Annotated in this window: 13 protein-coding genes; 9 read left to right on the forward strand and 4 right to left on the reverse strand. The window is 43.9% G+C overall.

The window, feature by feature from the left end:
- Positions 1-160 precede the first annotated feature (160 nt).
- Positions 161-1,195 (forward strand): IS481 family transposase, encoded by a 1,035-nt coding sequence (locus tag ACJJIL_RS09645; protein ID WP_444905427.1) that lies wholly within the window; start codon positions 161-163, stop codon positions 1,193-1,195.
- Between the two features lie 197 nt (positions 1,196-1,392).
- On the opposite strand, the gene ACJJIL_RS09650 is transcribed toward ACJJIL_RS09645, so the two are convergent.
- The gene (locus ACJJIL_RS09650; RefSeq protein ID WP_444913864.1) at positions 1,393-2,463 is read right to left on the reverse strand and encodes a hypothetical protein; all 1,071 of its coding nucleotides are present in this window, start codon (positions 2,461-2,463) and stop codon (positions 1,393-1,395) included.
- A gap of 522 nt (positions 2,464-2,985) precedes the next feature.
- Positions 2,986-3,453 carry a transposase gene (locus tag ACJJIL_RS09655; protein WP_445361812.1) on the reverse strand — a complete coding sequence of 156 codons (468 nt, stop codon included), beginning with the start codon at positions 3,451-3,453 and terminating at the stop codon, positions 2,986-2,988.
- Between the two features lie 1,155 nt (positions 3,454-4,608).
- On the opposite strand from ACJJIL_RS09655, the gene ACJJIL_RS09660 reads away from it, so the two are divergent.
- The 6 genes from ACJJIL_RS09660 (at position 4,609) to ACJJIL_RS09685 (ending at position 11,091) form a co-directional block, all read left to right on the forward strand.
- A complete protein-coding gene (locus tag ACJJIL_RS09660; protein WP_444913862.1) occupies positions 4,609-5,562 on the forward strand; it encodes a hypothetical protein in 954 nt (317 codons plus the stop codon).
- A 298-nt stretch (positions 5,563-5,860) separates the two neighbouring features.
- Positions 5,861-7,090, forward strand: a complete 1,230-nt coding sequence (locus tag ACJJIL_RS09665) for a hypothetical protein (RefSeq protein WP_445361813.1) — start codon at positions 5,861-5,863, stop codon at positions 7,088-7,090.
- 486 nt (positions 7,091-7,576) lie between these two features.
- Positions 7,577-7,966 (forward strand): ISAs1 family transposase, encoded by a 390-nt coding sequence (locus ACJJIL_RS09670; protein WP_445361814.1) that lies wholly within the window; start codon positions 7,577-7,579, stop codon positions 7,964-7,966.
- A 1,019-nt stretch (positions 7,967-8,985) separates the two neighbouring features.
- Positions 8,986-9,783, forward strand: coding sequence for a hypothetical protein (locus ACJJIL_RS09675; protein ID WP_445361815.1), 798 nt, complete (start codon positions 8,986-8,988; stop codon positions 9,781-9,783).
- A 446-nt stretch (positions 9,784-10,229) separates the two neighbouring features.
- Entirely contained in the window at positions 10,230-10,634 is a 405-nt protein-coding gene (gene tnpA / locus ACJJIL_RS09680; protein WP_444913664.1) for an IS200/IS605 family transposase, read from the forward strand.
- Positions 10,635-10,908: 274 nt separating this feature from the next.
- On the forward strand, positions 10,909-11,091 hold the full coding sequence (locus ACJJIL_RS09685) for a hypothetical protein (protein ID WP_444913858.1): 183 nt from the start codon (positions 10,909-10,911) through the stop codon (positions 11,089-11,091).
- Positions 11,092-11,546: 455 nt separating this feature from the next.
- On the opposite strand, the gene ACJJIL_RS09690 is transcribed toward ACJJIL_RS09685, so the two are convergent.
- Entirely contained in the window at positions 11,547-12,602 is a 1,056-nt protein-coding gene (locus tag ACJJIL_RS09690) for a hypothetical protein (RefSeq protein ID WP_445361816.1), read from the reverse strand.
- A gap of 214 nt (positions 12,603-12,816) precedes the next feature.
- Complete coding sequence (locus ACJJIL_RS09695) at positions 12,817-14,787, reverse strand: histidine kinase (protein ID WP_445361817.1); 1,971 nt, start codon at positions 14,785-14,787, stop codon at positions 12,817-12,819.
- A 566-nt stretch (positions 14,788-15,353) separates the two neighbouring features.
- On the opposite strand from ACJJIL_RS09695, the gene ACJJIL_RS09700 reads away from it, so the two are divergent.
- Together ACJJIL_RS09700 and ACJJIL_RS09705 are read left to right on the forward strand one after the other, a co-directional pair.
- Positions 15,354-16,043 (forward strand): hypothetical protein, encoded by a 690-nt coding sequence (locus ACJJIL_RS09700; protein WP_444913855.1) that lies wholly within the window; start codon positions 15,354-15,356, stop codon positions 16,041-16,043.
- A gap of 867 nt (positions 16,044-16,910) precedes the next feature.
- Positions 16,911-18,962 carry a histidine kinase gene (locus ACJJIL_RS09705; protein WP_445361818.1) on the forward strand — a complete coding sequence of 684 codons (2,052 nt, stop codon included), beginning with the start codon at positions 16,911-16,913 and terminating at the stop codon, positions 18,960-18,962.
- Positions 18,963-19,097 lie beyond the last annotated feature (135 nt).

Consider the following 19,097-nt stretch of genomic DNA (forward strand, 5'->3'; position numbering starts at 1 on the left):
CGGTTCTCATTTTTTTGGGGATCTTAGTATCTTAGCGAAGTATACGGAAGCATTAGATGTATTAGTTCAGACCAAATCTGACACATCCTCTTGAAAAAGAGGGGTTTACCGGTTTTGATGAAGGTGCCTAAACCTAAAAGCAAAACCAAGGATAAACCCCATGATCCATACTAATGATCGCATCATCAAACACAAGACCGGATTGCTAAATCTGGCAGAAGAACTCGGCAATATCTCCAAAGCTTGCAAGATGCTGGGTGTGTCGAGAGACACTTTCTATCGCTATAAGGAAGCCGTTTCAAGTGGCGGTGTGGACGCCCTTCTTGAGAAGAACCGGCGTGTGCCCAACCACAAGAACCGTGTTGACACAGTCATTGAAGAGGCAGTGTTAACTTATGCCCTCCAAGAGCCTGCCCATGGGCAGGTTCGAGTTTCCAATGAACTGCGTAAACGCGGTGTATTTGTGTCCCCTAGTGGCGTTCGGAGTATCTGGTTACGGCATGACCTGGCTAACTTCAAATTGCGATTAAAGGCACTTGAGGCCAAGGTCGCTGAGGAGGGACTGATCCTCACAGAGTCACAGGTTCAGGCTTTGGAGAGAAAACGGCATGATGATGAAGCCTGCGGTGAAATTGATACTCAACACCCAGGTTATCTGGGCTCGCAGGATACCTTCTATGTAGGAACCTTTAAGGGCGTCGGACGTGTTTACCAACAAACCTATGTCGATACCTATGCAAAGGTGGCTCATTGCAAGCTGTACACCACCAAAACGCCAATCACTGCGGCGGACCTCCTGAATGACCGTGTGCTACCGTTTTATGCCTTACATGATCTACCAGTGCTGCGTATCCTAACTGATCGCGGTACGGAGTATTGTGGCAAATTGGAACAGCACGACTACCAGTTATATCTAAGTGTGAACGAAATAGAACACACTAAGACAAAAGCCAGACATCCACAAACTAATGGAATCTGTGAGCGCTTCCATAAGACCATTTTACAAGAGTTCTACCAACCCTCATTACGCCGCAAGATCTATGGATCAATAGAAGAGTTACAAACGGATCTGGACGAGTGGCTCACATATTACAATAATGAGAGAACTCATCAGGGTAAGAAGTGTTGCGGTCGAACACCGTTAGCAACTCTTGAAGATGGAAAAAGCATCTGGAAGGAAAAGCTCGTAAACTGAATTTGACCTGACAGAGCATCTCCTGAGAAACCGGTAACTGTCAGATCAAGTCTGAACTACTACACATTAGACGACTACATAAGTGCGCTTAGCGCACTTATGGGGCAGCCCCTTTACGCCATGCTTTTTAAGGGGCAAGCAGCGCCGCCCGCTCTGCGGGGGGTTGCTGATTATTTGTGTGCCCGAACAACTAAAGTTTAACTGCTCAAAGGCACCCTTTCATCAACTGATTCCTCTCTGAGGTTCGGAGTAGGAGCTGGTACATTTAAGTTTTGAATTTGCTCAATGAGATCCGCATGCTCTCTGTCTGCCTGACTTTGAGTTACTGATGTGCCAGTTTCAATCGGTACTTCACCACTACTGCTGGGTTCGCCTTGAGGTAATATCGTTTGTTCCTCAGGATTCTCGTTGAGAGTGGACGCAGTGAAATCTAGAACTGGAGCTATTGGAACTTGGTGTAAAGTACTGGCATGATCCTCTAATGTTGTGCCCGATGTAACTAGCTCTTCATTCCCTGTAGATACATCCAACCCACCGTTTTCTAATGCAGATCTATTGACCTCTTGCTGCGACACACTGTCAGAGTCTCGTGAAATCGCTTGTGCAAAAGGCCCAGAAGAATATTTTACTTCAGATGCAATAGGTAGGGATTCCGTTTTAGATCTCATGCGTGCAAGCTTATTTTCTGCAGAGAGAAGGCGTTTCTCCGCAGCTTTTATGAATCGTTCATGTTCTAGCTTAAACCTCTTATTGTCTTCTAGTTCATTTTTTTTCTTTTCTAATTCATGTTTTTTGTCCTCAATTATTTCCTTATATCTTACAGTAATAATTTTATCATTTTTCTTTCTCGATCCTGACAGTTTATCAACAACAGCTTCAGATATCTTAATTTTACTCTCCAACTTATTAATGGTTTTTGTTATCTGATCGATATTTGATTGTTTTGTGTTTGCTTCTTCCTTTCGCTCATTTATAACCTTCTTGATACCATCTACTTTTTTTTGTTGGTTAGTTATAGATTTATTAGATATTGCCTTGGCGTAAGGCATTGCCGGCACGTGAAAAATTCCATTTGGAGGTTCGTTTCTATTGTCCTCACTATGTATTGGTGCAAGATTTGCCTGAGAAAGTGCGTTAGCTTGTACTTGTGAAAATGATGAGTCTCGTTGGTCCCCTTCGGGATTGCGGGCTGTATTTCCCTGAGACTCATTGGCTCCAGTCACTGAATTTGATGACGAACGATTTGATATTATTTCTGGTCCCGGCATAAATGCCACCTCTATTGATGCGTGTGAAAATCTGAGTAGCATACCGGTTTGTATCTCAATAGACTTGTTATTTTGGACAAATATTTTTAGGATTAAGTGTTAATGTTACTTAGGTGAATCTTAAGTGATTTCATGTCAGCCTGCCATTATTCGGTTGTATGATGACAGGATAATTAAATGCACGAAGTGCATCTTTTGATAGATTAAGACACTAAATCATTTATTCTTTATGCGGTACTTCGGTAGGGTCTATATGTCGACCTATTAGGGCATAGAGCCAGCTCTGCAGCGATTATCTTACAAGGCTCTATACGGTTATAGGGTAATCCATCACTTTGTTGCAATTAATTTTTGTGTGGTGGCAGGAGGGGGGGGTAAAACATGGGTGTCATTCGCAGAGTGCCGAACCTATTTATTTTTGTGGATTCCGAAGTGGTTTAAAATTATAGAAAAGTCTAGCTAGGTTAAGCGCCTGAATTGCCTGCTACTGAGTTTTGAAAGTCTTACTCGCAGACTTACTACCTAAGCGGCAGCAAAGGATACTGTCGGTTCTTGAAAAAATGATTTCACAAGTTTCCTATTTTTCTTAATGCTCTTTAAATCTGCATTTGCACGGCTCATCAACGTTTCACCTTTTTTCAGCGGTTTCTTTGAGATCCCTATATTTCTGATGCGATTCCAGACCAATTCATCCGGGTTTAAGTCTGGTGCATATGGTGGCAAGATGACCATTTCAAGATTTCCATCCTGTGAACTGACATACTCCAATACCTTCTTCGATTTGTGTACTGGATGTCCATCAACTATAAGGATTACAGGCCGATTTTGACTCCTCTGAAAATTTTTAAAGCATTCCACGCACTTCTCTGCCGTGAACTTCCCATTGCAAATGTGATACCAGAAACCACCTCTGTTCGATAAAGCTGATATCGCGTTAATTGACTGTCTTTGACCACTAGTTTTTACTACTGGAGTCTTGATCCTGCCCATCTTTACGCGGATCGGTACTCCGATATTTCCAATATTCTGGCCACATTTTTTATCGGCAGAGAGTTTTGTGTACTTGGCTCCATCATGATATGCGCATCCATATTTATATTTGATAGTTATTGTCGATTACCTAAATCTATGTAACAAAAAATTTCTTCAATATTGTTGTTTAGGAGATTTATGGCGCAGTGTCATTGTCGAAGAGATCTCTTAAGTTATAGGAGTCAGCATTTCTATTCATTTAATAGATATACTGATTAATTTTTTTGGGAGTTTCAGGAGTTTTGGCTTTTTATTGGGTTTGTTGTTGAAATAGTTGAAGATGTCATGATTTTCTACAAGAAGTTTACAAAGGAAAGGCTCGTAAGGGGGGCACATTTCGCACCTCCCTGATATTTACTCACTCCAGCAACCAAACCTGCATACCCTTTTTACTTATGCAAAGGTAGCTGCTTCTTTAGGAAATGGGCTATTTGATCCGCGAGGACTTACTGACGAATGGCACCAGAGCTATTAACTGACATCCTGCATAGCAAACTGCTTATCACTGTAAGCGATTACAGCTAATTACTCCATTCAGGACAGTCAAGTTGAGTCGTTGATTAGCCAGACAGAAAAGCCTAAAAAGGTGTGTCGCCAATCGATAAATATGGTGGCGTGAAGTCTATACCAGTCGTCTTGTAGGCATAGATTACACATTACTTGCAGTGCTTCTGAGGGGGTATATTTTTAATGCGAAATTACGTCCATAGTCTCACGTAATATTTACCTATAAGCGCTTCAGGGCCTAAAGGCTGTCAATATTGAGTGTAAATCACCGTAGTGTGCCCTGACCATTTGTAGGAGCCCTAGTTTTCTGTTTGGGGGGCATGGGACTGGTAGCGTCATTCTCACTTTGTGTTGCCACCGCTTGAGCTGGATTGATACTTCTGTGAAGCGGTGTATCGATTTAGAGTTAATCCAGAGTCAGAAGTATCGGGTTATTATTTAGGAACTTCTAAATTCTAAAAAGATAAAGCTAAAATCAAAAGATTTGTCTATTTGAAGGGAGTAAGGTTCAAATTGTTAACCTTGCAGTAATCTCTACGTTTAAATAAGAAATGTAGCAATAGATTTGCTTGGTATTTTGTTAACTCTTTAATAGAGGAAGATATAATGGGATCAGTAAGTGGGGTAAATAACCAAGGGCGGATACCTGTCTCTAGCCCTGAAAATGGGGGGCAAAATCAGGCAAGCAATCCAGAAGGGGTGGTCTCAAAGAAAAGGGCTGGCCTTGGAGCTAAGATTTATTCACTTTTAGGTTGCTTAAACCCTATAAAAAGGGGTTCTCCTAATCCAAATGAGGTAGTACCTACAGAATCTCTAGGCGAACCTATAGTAAGGCCAAATTTGGGTCTGCCGCCCTTAAAGCCCCATATGCTTGAGGCAGCGCATGGATACAAGGTGTCAGATCCAGCTGTTGATCCTTCCAAGCCAATCTTTGATCGTGATGATAATCCGATCGTCTTCAGCTGGGGGTTACCTAGTGCACCAGAGAAGGATTTGACCCAGCAGAATCTTGATCGGTCTATGAATGATGAAGTCTACTTTATGCGGCTTTTATCTACGGAAGGTAGCCAGTTAAAAGAACATTGGATGAATGTCGGAAAGAAAACCCTTACGCAAGATAGTACTGAATTTTTGCAGGAATTTGGGCGTGCGATAAATGTAGGTGATACTACTGGGGCGCAAGAATATCCTACCATTGACCTATATATAAATAGGGCAAAAGCTGTCGTGTTGGAGGAGTTGGAATCAGGAAAAAGAGAAAATAGTCGCCTTGAAACTTTTGAAGCGATTGCGAAGAAGTATATTGAGGTTGACGATGATTGTGGGTTTGATTTTAGTAATGTTAACGCAAAGCCAACGTTAAACATATCTGGGGGGGATAGGTCGCTTGTTCTTGATGGTTTTAGGGATTTAGAGAAAGGTTCATCTATAATCTCTAAGGAAGAGGCAATTAATAAGATATTTGATGGTTACATAAATATAGTTCGTACTATCTATAACACTTTTGTCGATAATATGAACTCCAACCATCCCAAACATATAGTCGTTGGCAAGTCCTAAAAGATGATGTGAGCCTCTGAACAACTCAGAAATATCTCTGCGGGCCTTAAAGGCCGCAGAGGTCAGGCGCTGCTCGACGCGAATAGCCTTAGTCTTTTGCAAGAGCTTCAACGTAGCAGATACGGCCTTTAAGGCCCGCCCTTCGGGGCTTGCAAAGCGGTTCACACTTTGCGCTACGACTTTTTGAAAGGTCTAGATATTCTGCGAAGCCGCGCTTTGATTGTGAACCGCTCAGCTAGCCAGAGACACCATAGGGTTATTTAGGGGCTCCCTTATTTAAGTTTGTATGTAAAAAAACATGAAAATTAATTCTTCTCAATCTGTTGGTGCTAGTTCTTCTTCTAGCAGTTTTCAATCGTTTGTTGAAGTGAGCGGTGATCAAACCTTAAATCAAGCTAACCGCCCGAAGCAATCCGGCTTTAAACGTAAGTTGCAGGTTGCGGGGCAAAGGCTACGTGGGGGATTGGCGCTCGTAGTGTCTGGCCTGAAAAGTAATAAAAATAATCGGGTACCAATTCCCAATGAAGTAGATTCAGCTGGTAAAGTAGGTCGGCAGTCAGTTGATTTCGGTCGGTTAGTGCGGCTGCCTGAACTTCACAAAGAAGCTGAGGATATCCTAGGCGGAAACGACTTAGCGCAATTAAAAAACTTTAAATCTAAAATCGATAAAGAGATTGAATATCTTCAGTCAATAGCAATTAATTTTGAATCAGATGGTGAGGGTAACAAGTATGTCAAGGGTGAGATTGAAACGGGGGGGAAATCGTTAAAAGATTTGTCAAGGAAGTGTGAGGCTTACTTAGTTCCAGAGAAGGATTTGATCCAGCATACTCTTGATCGATCCAGATCAGATGAAGTCTACTTTATGCGGATTTTATCTACGGAAGGTAGCCAGTTAAATAAAGTTTGGACAAATGCTGCACAGAAAGCTTATACCTATGATACTGCTATTTTTCTACGGGAATTTGCGCGTGTAATAAATGTAGGTGTTACTACTGAGCCGCAAGAATATCTTACCCTTAAAGGATACCTAGATCAGTTATATGATGCTTTGATAGAGGGCTTGTATTCAGGAGACGATAGTAACCTTGTGAATTTAGAAAATTTTGCAGATAAGGTTCTTAAGGCTGGAAGTAAGGATGAGATAAACGTATCAGGGGGTGAGAAGAAGCGTGTTATTGATGGCCTTAAACTATTAAGAAGCTTATACCAAGAGAAAGGTTTAAATAATCAAGATTCTGCTTCCGGTAGTTCACAGCGTAATTCAAAAGAACAAAGTAATAAAGATCTTGACTCTTTGGTCTCCGTTGATTTATCTGAGATAGATTTTTCTGATGAGTCATCGGTGGCAACTGTTAAGTCCTCCGATTCTATAGATGATAGTGTCTTCAAGGCAATTGATAATGTACTTGAAGGTTGTGATGATATAGTTAAAGAGATTTATGTTACTTTTGTACGAAACATGAATACTAATGGTAAGCTTCAGGAAAGCCTCCAAGAGCAAAATAGGGGAGATTTGACTGTATAAGCCTTTTTAGATTTTGAGTTCAGCTTCGCATTTAAAAATGCGGAGCTGTATTTGTAGTGAGTTTATACGTTGAGGGTGAGTTGTAATGAGTGCGGTTCCTTTGTTAGGATTTCTAAGGCTAAATGAATTATTTATTCAGTATAGATGGATATTTAGGCGCAAGGTGTCTTGCTTGGGTGCAAAATGAATAATTTTTCAACGGTTATTACAATTCGAAGATCAAGCTCAACAGAAGCATTATATGGTGCTCACACTAACAAGAAAAATAGTTCAAATTTTAGTCGCAATATTAGTCGTCTAATTAGCTGTGTCGCTGGAAGTCTTAAGGCGTTAATTTCTGGTTTAAGGCATAGTGGATGTAGAGAGATTGAAGTCTCAACAAAAATTCGGGCTGAATTGGGGGTAATAGGGGGTGCCTGGGCAATCGCACTATAAATGTGTGAAGATATAGCATAATAGCTGCAAATTCATACACGAAGTGACAACATGGATAAAGAGCCGCACAACATTGTCGAATTTTTAGGTGAAATTGAAGATCCCAGACGGGACAATGCCAACAAGCGGCATGAATTGATTGACATATTGGTCATTGCTCTCTGTGGCATGCTCAGCGCAGCGGACGATTGGGTGTCTATTGCTCAATACGGCAGAGCAAAAGAAGACTGGTTTACTCAGTTTTTAGCCTTGCCAAACGGCATTCCCTCTCATGACACATTTAACCGCGTTTTTTCCAGGATTGATCCTGAGCAGTTTATGAACTGTTTTCTGAAATGGGTTAATTCAATTCGCTCCGTGATGTGCAAAGAGATTGTGGCTGTTGATGGCAAAACATTGCGTCGCTCTCACGATGGCGAAAACAAGGCCGCTATTCTATAGTGTGATCAGTTGTTTGATTCCTCGGGTTTGGTCATTCGAAAAGCCGAATGTAATAGAATGTAGTGGCCATTTTTCAGAAGGTAGCGATGGATTCTCTGAAGCTGTTAGCGTTGGGGATTTGACCCAAGGCAATCTTGGTCGGAGTAAGGATGACGCACTCTACTTTATGCAGGTTTTATCTACGGACAGTAGCCGTTTAAACAGGGTTTGGACGGATTTCGCAGCGGAAAGCTATAATTATGACAGTACTAATTTTCTACAGGAGTTCGGGTGTGTGATAAATGTCGGTGTTGTTACCGATCTCGAACGACAAAAAGATCTTACCCTTGAAGATTACATGGTAAAATTTAAAGCTAGACATACTAGGAGACTGGAAAAATAAAGACTATATCGGGCTTAATAATAAATTGGGAGATTTAGAGTCTCTTGATAAGAAGTATATAAGGGGAACGGCGAAAATTCGCTAAATTTGGGAGCTGAAGATAGGAATCGCGTTGTTGATAATTTTAGAACGATACAAAATATATTTGATACAGCAGGCGAGAATAATTCGCATGCTCACTATGAATAGTGAGTAATCCGCTAAGCCAAAAAAATAGACAAAGGGCTTGACGCCATTGACGATCTTAGATCTATAACCTTTGCTGCGGAAAGCTTCTCCGATAAACCAATAGAGGCAACTGATAAAGTTTTCTCCGAGGTAATTGACAGACTATTTAAGGGTTATGAAAAGGTGATTTATGTGATTCACGGAACCCTTAGAAGAAATATCGACGGTGATGCTAGGGATATGGTTAAGGAAAGCCTTAATAAAGAGGGGTTTACTCCCGGTAATTAGACTATTTTAAATTGTTGTGCAGTTCCGCATTCAAAAAAACGGAACTGTATCCGTAGTCGATTTACAGGTTGGCAGTGCATTTTTGCTGATGTAATTCCTTTTTCATAGATTTTACGGCTGGAAACTGGTTTTTAATATAGATGAATAATTTAAACGAAAGATATTTAGTTTGGGGGATGAAATGACTGGTATTTCAAGGGTTTCTTCAATCAGCAGTACAAATTCAAATGAAGCATTATCTGAGTCTCGGGCTGAGCAGAAAGATAAGTCAAGTTTCAGTCAGAACATTAAGCGTCTATGTGGATGTGTCCCTGGAGCTTTTCAGGCATTAATTTCCGGTCTTCGGAATAGTCGGTCCAGAGAGGTTGCAGTCCCAACAAAAATTCAGGGTGATCACCAAGCAAGTCGCGGGGAGATAAATGAGCTTATCGATAAGATCGACAAACATAGTGATACTGTCACTTCCAAGTTGGAGAGCTGTTCTGATATAGAAACTTTAAGGTCGTTGTTGAAAGAAAATAGTTCTTACGAAAGGGAGACACGTATAATTGGCTTTAAATTAGAGCATCAAGAACCTCTCACCGAATTTCAGAAAAGACAAGTAGATAAACTACAAGAGTGGTCGGGATATTTGGGTGAATTGGGCCTGGAATTAGGAAATAGATTAGAGAGTTTAAATGAAGATCCGCCTACGCTTGATCAGATCCGTGCATCTGGACCTGAAAAAGTCAGAGACGGAACATCTCTCGATGCCGCAGCCACGGAATCACAGAACGAAACTGAAGAAGAAGTGAAAAGTATCCGTAATATGACGGATGATGAACTGGAAAAATATGCGATGAATGAAAAGCTCAAGTGGCATAGAAAAGAAGGAGAAGAAGAAAAAGAATTTGATATAGTTAGCAAGCCTGGATTTGGCTTGCAAGAACTTGATGTGAACACTCATGAAGTCATTAGTGAATGGCCGAAAAAACAGTAGTGGTCCAGCTTATCTCCTTAGATCATAAAAGTGTTAAATTTCTATCGGATGGGTAGATAAAACACTTTGCTTGAACTTGACCTGGCAGATCATCGTCTAACCGGTATCTGTCAATCAAGTATAAATCCCTTTAGCGAGCTAATAGGGATTTTTTTAGGATGAGAGGAGTGGTTGGGGCCGGTGGACTATGGTTTGTTGGTTTTGCCCGTTTTGGGGATGCCCATGCAGCTTCCTCTCTTATCGCTGTATTTTGAAAATACTTGGCACTAGCGCGCCCAGTTATGTAGACGTACAGGTGGGTAGCTCAGCGCTCAGGGGGCCGACATTTAATTAACAGTTAGGTAAACCACCGCCTCTGGCGGTGAGACTTGACAGGGCTCTGCCGTTCCGGCGTGCAGAGTAAAAATATGGCCTCCATGAACCGGCAAGTTCTATAAGGGGGCCATATGCGAGATTGGCAGTGCCAAGCTTACGTGAAACATTATTGCAGGTACCACGTGGTGTTTGTGCCCAAGTATCGAAAGAAAGCGTTATTTGGGACATTAAGGCGGGAGATTGGAGCAATATGTCGAGACTTATGTCGTCAAAAGGGCATTGAGTTGGTCGAGGAGTACGCAATGAAGGATCACATCCATATGTTGTTAATGATTCTTCCGAAGTTCAGTGTTTCCAATACGATTGGGTTTCTGAAAGGGAAATCTGCGATCCAGATATTTCGGAAGTACAAGCATGTACAGAGAAATTTCACAGGAAGACACTTTTGGGCTCGGGGCTACTGTGTGAGTACATCAAAAATCAAGAGGTTGAAGAGCGCCGCCAAGAGCAGATGCGACTGGCAGGGTTGTAACTAGCCCCCTCTGGGGGCTTTCACCATACCACCCGCTATGCGGGTGGTTGCTGATTCTTAAAGTGTGAGCTAGACTTTGCTGGTAAAATTAATGAGTTTCGAGCTGCTTAAATTTCAGTAGCGTTGAAATATTTCTTCCCTGCTCACTATCATTCTTAGTGAGTATTCCAAAATTCTGATTTTTTATAAGGGACTAGTCAGATAGAAACTGTAGGCGGCATTATATAATTTCAATGCTTGACCTGGGAATGGGTCGAATACATTTTGGGGAGGTTCATGTGTTTTTCGATAAAATTAACCGCAGAATACAGCATATCTTTGTTAAATTGAACACCACTGAAACGGTAGGTTTATTTGGTGCTTCTATGAGTATTAAAAAGTATGGTGGCAGATTGACGATAGAAGCCTCCATGGGGACAAAATTGCAGCGGAGATTAATTGGAGAGGGAGTCTCTGAATAGTTCCGTGAATCGCTCTGAAGGTACAGAAGGGCGGGCTTTATCCGCTGCGTTGTAGATCTTGCAAAGGGCTAGGGGCATTCGCGGTGAACTGTGTCTAACCTCTGCAGCCATCAAGAACCGTATAGCTATTATCGAATTATTCAGAGGCTCCTTGGTTCGGGCCAAATGTGATATAGCCTGTTGAAAAGGGGGCGGTTTTCACAGAGGTCCTAAATCTAAAATAACACCAAGGATAAATCCCATGATCCATACGCAGGGGACCCTGCATGGCTCAGTTATTATAATAATGCTCGCAACCACGAGGGTAACACGAGGGTAATATGTGTTGCGGCAGCACTCCGATGGCAACCCTTGAAGCCTGAAAAGGCTTCTGGAAGAAAAAATATACCAACTGAATTTGACCTGACAGAACACCTGCTGGAAAAATCGGTCACTATCAGATCAAGCCTGAACGACTACGGTTGATCGTTTATATAGACTACGCTATCACCATCCTCAATTTCGGGGGCAACGTAGCTTTTAATGGTTTCCTCATTGCTTTGGAGCATTGCATGGGCAGTCTCTAGGAAGTACTCTGCATCAGCGAGTAAAGTTTTGAGTTCGTCTTGCACTGCATTCTTGTCTTCGCCTTCATAGGCGTAAGCCCTTCCCCCTTGGATAATCGTCATTTTGGATCGGGCGTCTTCATTTTCTAGAACGTCGATTAACTTCTCTGTCTTAGCGGTAATGTCTCTTGCGAGGTTTTCATGAGTGGCGAGTGCCTCTTCAGATTCATGCTCTAGGTCGCTGTCTATCTCGCCGATTTGCTCAAGGGCTACACTGTGAGCAATGATTGTATGCTGGAGTTTGACAATATGGCTTCGCAGGTCTGAAAAATTTATTGGCTTCTCATCATCTAATTGCACTCTAATATCATCGATGGAGTCTTTGTAAGTTGATGCCAACAGTATGTCGATTTTATCCTTGAGAGGCTTGCTACGTTGTTCAGTTTTAACTTTAATGTCTGGATCTTGCTGGCGAGGTCGCCTGTTGAGTATTTTGCTAGCAAACTTATACTTTTTATCTATTAGATTCTGGAATTTGTCTTTAAAAATCCTCCGCCTCTCGGAGTCCCTGTGATCATACTTTCCCGCTTCCTTGGTATGCTTTGCTTTTTCAGCCAATTTTAGTTCGACATGTTTGTTCATTGCTTCAGGTTTTGTTTCGCTGGCCATTCTCTGGATCCGCTCCACTTCTTTGGCGGTCTCGGCCTCAGATTTTCTGGATTTTAAAGTAAGAGTACTTAAGCTTTCCCCCAATGTTTCACGTAGTTCGTCAAAAGACTTCTCACTGGGACCTTTAAATCTGTTAAGCCCTCGAGAAAAAGCATGTTTACAATTTTCTTGGAGCCTTTCCCTCTCGGCGGCGTAAGTGGAGGAACGTCCACCCTGACTACCGCGGGTATCTCTATGCCCGTTAGTGGGGCGAGTGGACTGTGTAGTGTTGGTTCTTCCTGTTGGGGGGATGCTCATGCAGCTTCCTCTCTTATCGCTGTATTTTGAAAATACTTGGCACTGGCGCGCCCAGTTATGTAGGCGTATAGGTGGGTAACTCAGCGCTCAGGGGACCGACATCTAATTGCTGCGGCAGGCCTGTTGGTTCGCTTTTAAACGCTAAGGTTGGAAACCTATATCCGTTGAGCTTTGGTGCATCTGAGCCCCTTCCTTAATAATTTATGTACGAGATTCAGTAAACATAAATTGCACCGGACCATTCCGCGCTATTATCGGCTTGATCACCATTAATGCCGGTAGCACTGCTGTCCTCAGAGTCAGCTACTACAGCCAGGGTATTGCCATCGGCACTGAGGCTGACAAAGCTACCAAAGAAATCAAGAGCTTCGGTATTGCTCGCTTTTAGGTAGGCCTGTTGTACCCAAGCTTCATTCACACGGATAAACACGTAGGCAGCACCTGCGAAGGTGGCTTCATTATTGAGCTGATCGCCATTAGCTCCAGTAGCGCTGCTCTCTTCACGGTCAGCTCCTACAGCCAGGGTATTGCCATCGGCGCTAATGCTGATGGAACCACCGAAGGAGTCACCAGAGCCTAAATTAGTTTCCTCAGTATTGCTGGCTTTAAGATAGGCTTGCTGTTCCCAGGCGTCATTCACTCGGGCAAACACATAGACCGCGCCGCTATCGATGGCACTATTATCGGCCTGATCACCATCAATACCGATAGCGTTGCTATCTTCGAAAAAAGCTCCCACAGCCAGGGTGTGGCCATCGGCACTGAGGCTTACAGATGTACCGAAGAAATCACGAGCATCGGTATTGCTCGCTTTAACGTAGGCCTGCTGTACCCAGGATCCCTCACTTTGGCTAAAAACATAGACGGCACCTGCTGCGCTGGCGCTATTATCGGATTGATCGCCATTAATGTCGCTAGAGCTGCTACTCTCGTGATTTGCCCCCACAGCTAGGGTTTGACCATCGGCACTGAGGCTTACAGTGGCGCCGAAGAAGTCACCAAGATCGGTATTACTGGCTTTGATATAGGCCTGCTGTAGCCAGGCTTCATCCTCACGGGAAAAGACATAGACGGCACCAGAGTTTTCGGCGCTATTATCATCCTGTTCGCCGTTAGTACCGGTTGCGCCGCTGTCTTCGGAATCAGCCCCTACAGCCAGGGTGTCACCATCGGCACTGAGGCTTACAGAGGTACCGAAACGGTCAAAAGTATCGGCGTTGCTGGCCTTGAGGTAAGCCTGCTGTGTCCAGACTCCGTCCTCTTGGGTGAATATATAAACTGTGCCTGCATAATCGGCGCCATTCTCCGATTGATCGCTAGCAAAACCGAAAGCTGCAAAGTCTCCGGCATTAGCCCCCACAGCCAAGGTGCGACCGTCGGCACTGAGGCTGACGGAGCTACCGAACTGTTCACCAGCATTAGTATTACTAGACTTGAGGTAAGCCTGTTGCTCCCAGGCGCCATTTACTCGAGTAAACACATAGACTGCGCCCGAATCCTTGGCGCTATTATCGGATTGGTTGCCATTGGTACCGGTAGCGTCACTGTCTTCGCGATCAGCCCCTACGGCCAGGATAAGGCCATCGGCGCTTAGGCTGATAGAGAATCCAAAAGCGTCACGTGGATCGGTATTGCTAGCTTTAAAGTAGCCAATGCTCGCCGCTAGGCTGTCACTAACCGAGAGCAGGTCTGAGTCACTACACTGTTCTTTCTCTCCGTCGCTGTTACAAGCCCTCAGTAGATATTGTGCATTGGTGCGGGCGAAGAGGGGAACTTCCAAAGCCAGGGTGCCGCTGCCCTGGGGGATATTCTCAGCGACTGGGCTAAAGCCTGAGTTCCCATCGGGGTTTTCCAGCAGATGGTAATGGGTAGCCCCTTCCGCGTCGGTCCAATCAAAGCGGAAAATCTTGGTCGCCTCGAAGATAAGGGTGAAATCCTGAGCTGCTCCAGGGGTAGCAGGTGGCTCTTCTGCGGGTGGCTCTTCTGCGGGTGGCTCTTCTGCGGGTGGCTCTTCTGCGGGTGGATCTTCTGAGGGTGGATCTTCCGCAGGTGGATCTTCTGCAGGCGACTCTGTTGCTGCTGGTTCTTCGTCGACAGTCTCTTTATCACTGGAGCCTCCGCTACATCCAGAAAGGATCGAGAGAAGCAGCAGCATTAGTAGAACTTTGTAATATTGAATGGTCATTTTTTGTTGGCTGTTGGGTATAGATAAAAAGAGATGATTATCCTAATAGCAGATTTATTTTCTTTAATTTTCGGGCTTCTATTTTTAGGTTTTAGGCATTATTAGCGAGTGGTTCGTGCTGCTATCGCGAGAGGAGCCTAATTGATAAAGCTGCGTGATGAGGTGAGTGGAATCAGGCTATTGCGGTAATAGGTTTGCAGCCTTGTGGAAATGTCCTTTTTAAGCCTTCCTGTTGGACGGTGTTTCGGAGCCAGGCAGCCTATAAATTTGCGATTATTTTGTTTTTAAAATTTAAGGATAGGGTGGGTAAGATAGGCTCCTTCCTAGCCTGGTAGATATCGGTCACTAAATGCCATAATCGTGGTTATGGCAACTTTACTTAGACTTGATTTCAAGTAATAACTGCAATCCCTTTATGTCGCAAGAAGATAGGTGTATGTCGCCATTTCCGAAAATATATTAGCGAAATTGTCCATACCTTATAGTTGCAAGTCAAAAATTGAAAGATTAACTGGCTAATTTAAATATAATTTGAATGAAGTACTATTGTTTAGGATTAACTTAATATGACAACAACTATCTATCAAGCTGTTAAGGCTGGTGGGAACAGGGGCAGAATAGAAACACAGCAAATTGACAAAACGAGTGAACCAAAAAGTAGAATAGGCAAAATTTGCGCAAGAATAACGACAGTTTTCAGTAAATTACCATCTTTTAAGGCTTATCCTCCCAAGCCAAACAGTATTACACCTGCATCCAAAGGCTTAAAAGAACAGGTGATGAGCGCAAATATTCATTTTAATGGTAAATACACGAAAGATATAGCAGTCACGGGCACTGAATCTTCTGTGAACAGAGAAGACAAACTTGATGACACTTTTGTGGGTAGATGTAAAGAACATTTAAAGTGCACGGAAGATCTTGTATATCCAAATCGTGGCTTTGATGTAGATGGCATAGGTTATCCGCAGGCTTTAGTGTCAACCTTTACGAATTTTAGAACAAATGTAATTGAGCCTCTGATAGTTGAGGTGGGTGAGCTAATAGATCGTGCTGAAGGATTAGATGGGCCACTAATTGGGCAAGCACAATCCAACATATCGGAACTTGAAGAGGATATTAAATTTTTCTCAGGTTCTAATGATTCTGGCGAACCAGCATTAGAGAGATTTAAACAAAGCATTGGCCGCGCAAAGGATCTCTTAAGAAATTATGAAGCAATAGACGCGACTGTGTATATTGAAGAGGCCTTATAAGTCGATAAATAGATAGCGGTAGTCAAATGCTTCACCTCCCATTACCAAAAGTATTGGGAGGTTTTATTTTTGAGGGTAGGTTAATCAGAACTTCTTGATTTCGTTCACTGGCAGTAATTAGTCCACCGATTGTGATCAGGTACGATTTGTCAAAAATGGCCACCGGGGTCAGAATTGCGTCGACCGGGAAGATTGGGCTGTATTTTTTGTCGACTAGGGGCTTTAAGTATTTTGGGCAAGTTTGTACTGTTCATGGCGAATAGAATAATCTCGCCTCCCTGAATTAAGAGCTTGGGAGCCTCTGAATAACTCCGTGATACCTCTGGCATGCAAGAGCGGTTCACAATCAAGGCGCGGCTTCGCAGGAATGTCTAGACCTTTCAAGAAGTCGCAACGCGGAGTGTGCATCGCTCTGCAAGCCCCGAAGGGCGGGCCTTGAGGGCCACAGCTGCTGCGTTGCAGCTCTTGCAAAGGGCTACGGCCATTCACGGCGAGCTGCGTCTAACATCTGCAGCCTTCAAGACCCGCAGAGGCATTACGGAGTTATTTAGAGGCTCCCTTGATTTTGTTCTTTCGATGTATTGTGCTTTTTGCATTGATCTGCTGGTTATTGATCCTGCTCCTGGCATACTAAATTCACCACCCGGAAGTTTCATAGGCTCTTGGTGACTGAGTGTTTCATTCCTCTTTTATGGCTCATTCCTGCGCCTTTTTTTACCTTTATGCGGCAGTAGATGTTCCCGATGACTCTTTCGGGTTCTCCATCCCCGAAATCTTTAGAAATTAATAAAATTATGCCCAAAAACTAAAGATGAGATATAGGTGAAATCTGATAATGCTGGCACCTCGTGAAATCTATAAGAGTTAATGAAAGTGACTGTTTCGTGCTTTAAGGCCATGACTATGGCAATGCTTCTATTTACCCTTGCAGGCTGTAGTGGCGGTGGGGCTAATAATGGCGATACTGACGGTGAAGATACCGCTGTAGCAGAGTCGCCTGCGGAAGATTCACCTGCAGAAGACCCACCTGCAGAAGACCCACCTGCAGAAGACCCACCTGCAGAAGACCCACCCGCAGAAGACCCACCCGCAGAAGAGCCGCCCGCTGCCCCTGGAGCAGTTCAGGATTTCACTCTAAGCTTCGAGGCGACCAAGATTTTCCGCTTTGATTGGACCGATGCGGATGGGGCCACCCATTACCATTTGCTGGAAAATCCTGACGGGGTTTCCGGTTTCACACGTTTAGTCGAGGATATTCCCCAGGGTAGTGAGACCCTTGCGGTGCAAGTGCCGCTGCACGCCCGAACAAATGCGCAATATATTCTGCAAGCTTGTAACAAAGCGGGGGAGCAAGATCTTTGCACTGATTCAGACCCCCTTTCTGTGAACGACACCTTGGTGGAGAGCATTGGTTACTTTAAGGCCAGTAATACCGGCGCTGGCGATATCTTCGGAGTCTCGGTCGCTATCAGTGCTGATGGTCACACCCTGGCAGTAGGCGCTATCAGAGAGCAAAGCGATGCGGTCGGTATCAATGGCGACCAGGACAACGATGACGGCATCGGCCCAGCCGGTGCGGTCTATGTGTTTGTACGGGTAGATAATAGATGGGTACAAGAGGCCTATATCAAGGCCAGCAATAACAACAGAGGAAATTTTTTCGGTGTTGTCGCTCTAAGTGGAGACGGAAATACTTTAGCCGTTGGTGCACCCTCTGAGAGCAGTAACACAACAGGTATCAATGGCGATCAAGGTAATACTGATGCCACAAGTTCCGGTGCGGTTTATGTCTTTACACGTATAGATGGTAGCTGGACACAAGATGCATATATCAAAGCGAGTAATACAGGCTCCTTTGATAGTTTTGGTCGCTCTTTAAGTCTCAGTGATGACGGCCGCCTTCTTGCGGTAGGTGCACCTTATGAAGATAGTGATGCTACTGGTATCAATGGTGACCAAACTGATCCCACTGTTATTCTGACACTCCCTGGCGAAGGTGGTACTTTGCTGGTAGATGCTAATGGTGATGGTAATAATGAGGATCAGGGCACCAGTGATACTTCGGACTCAGGAGCGGTCTATGTTTTCTCCCATATAGATGGCACCTGGATACAGGAAGCGTATGTTAAGGCGAGCAATACTGGCGCCAATGATGAATTCGGAATTTCCGTCAGCCTGAGCGGCGATGGTTCTACGATGGCCGTTGGCGCGATTGGAGAGGGCAGTAGCGCTGTCGGTATTGATGGTGAGCAAAGTAATAATGATGCCCAACAGGCTGGCGCTTGCTATGTTTTCTCCCGTACAGATGGTGATTGGGCACAGCAGGCATATATCAAAGCCAGCAATACTGATTCAGAGGATTCTTTCGGTCAATCGGTTACCCTAAGCGATAGTGGTGATATTTTGGCCGTTGGTGCCAGCAGTGAAGACAGTAATGCAATAGGCACTGATGGCGACCAAAGCAATGATGAAGCCAAAGACTCTGGTGCTGCTTATGTCTTTACTCGCACAGATAATAAGTGGGCGCAGCAGGCCTATCTCAAGGCCAGTAATTCAGATGCCTCTGACGCTTTTGGTGAGTCTGTTAGCTTGACTGCCGATGGTCGAACGCTGGTAGTGGGGGCACCTAAAGAGGGCAGTAGCGCAAAGGGTATAGGGGGAGACCAAAATAATAACAGTGTCGAAAATGCTGGTGCAGCTTATGTGTTTACTCTGGTTGATGAGGCTTGGTTACAAAAAGCATATCTGAAAGCAAGTAATACTGATGCAAATGATAATTTTGGCTATTCCGCTAGCCTCAGTGCCGATGGCGATGCCCTGGTTATTGGGGCTCCCAATGAAAGCAGTAGCTCTACTGGTATTAATAGTGATCCGGACAACAATCAAGCTGAGATTTCTGGTGCGGTTTACATGTACTGATTGAAGCCTGGCATCCGCAAAAATCCCCCATCATATTTATTGGAATGGGGGATTTTCAGGGCTACTTGTGTAGCCAGCTGGCTTATTTTGAAATGGAGCTTACAAATGAACTCTGTGTATTGACTCGCTGCACAT

It is taken from the genome of Microbulbifer maximicatervae (SeqCode) (assembly GCF_052468095.1).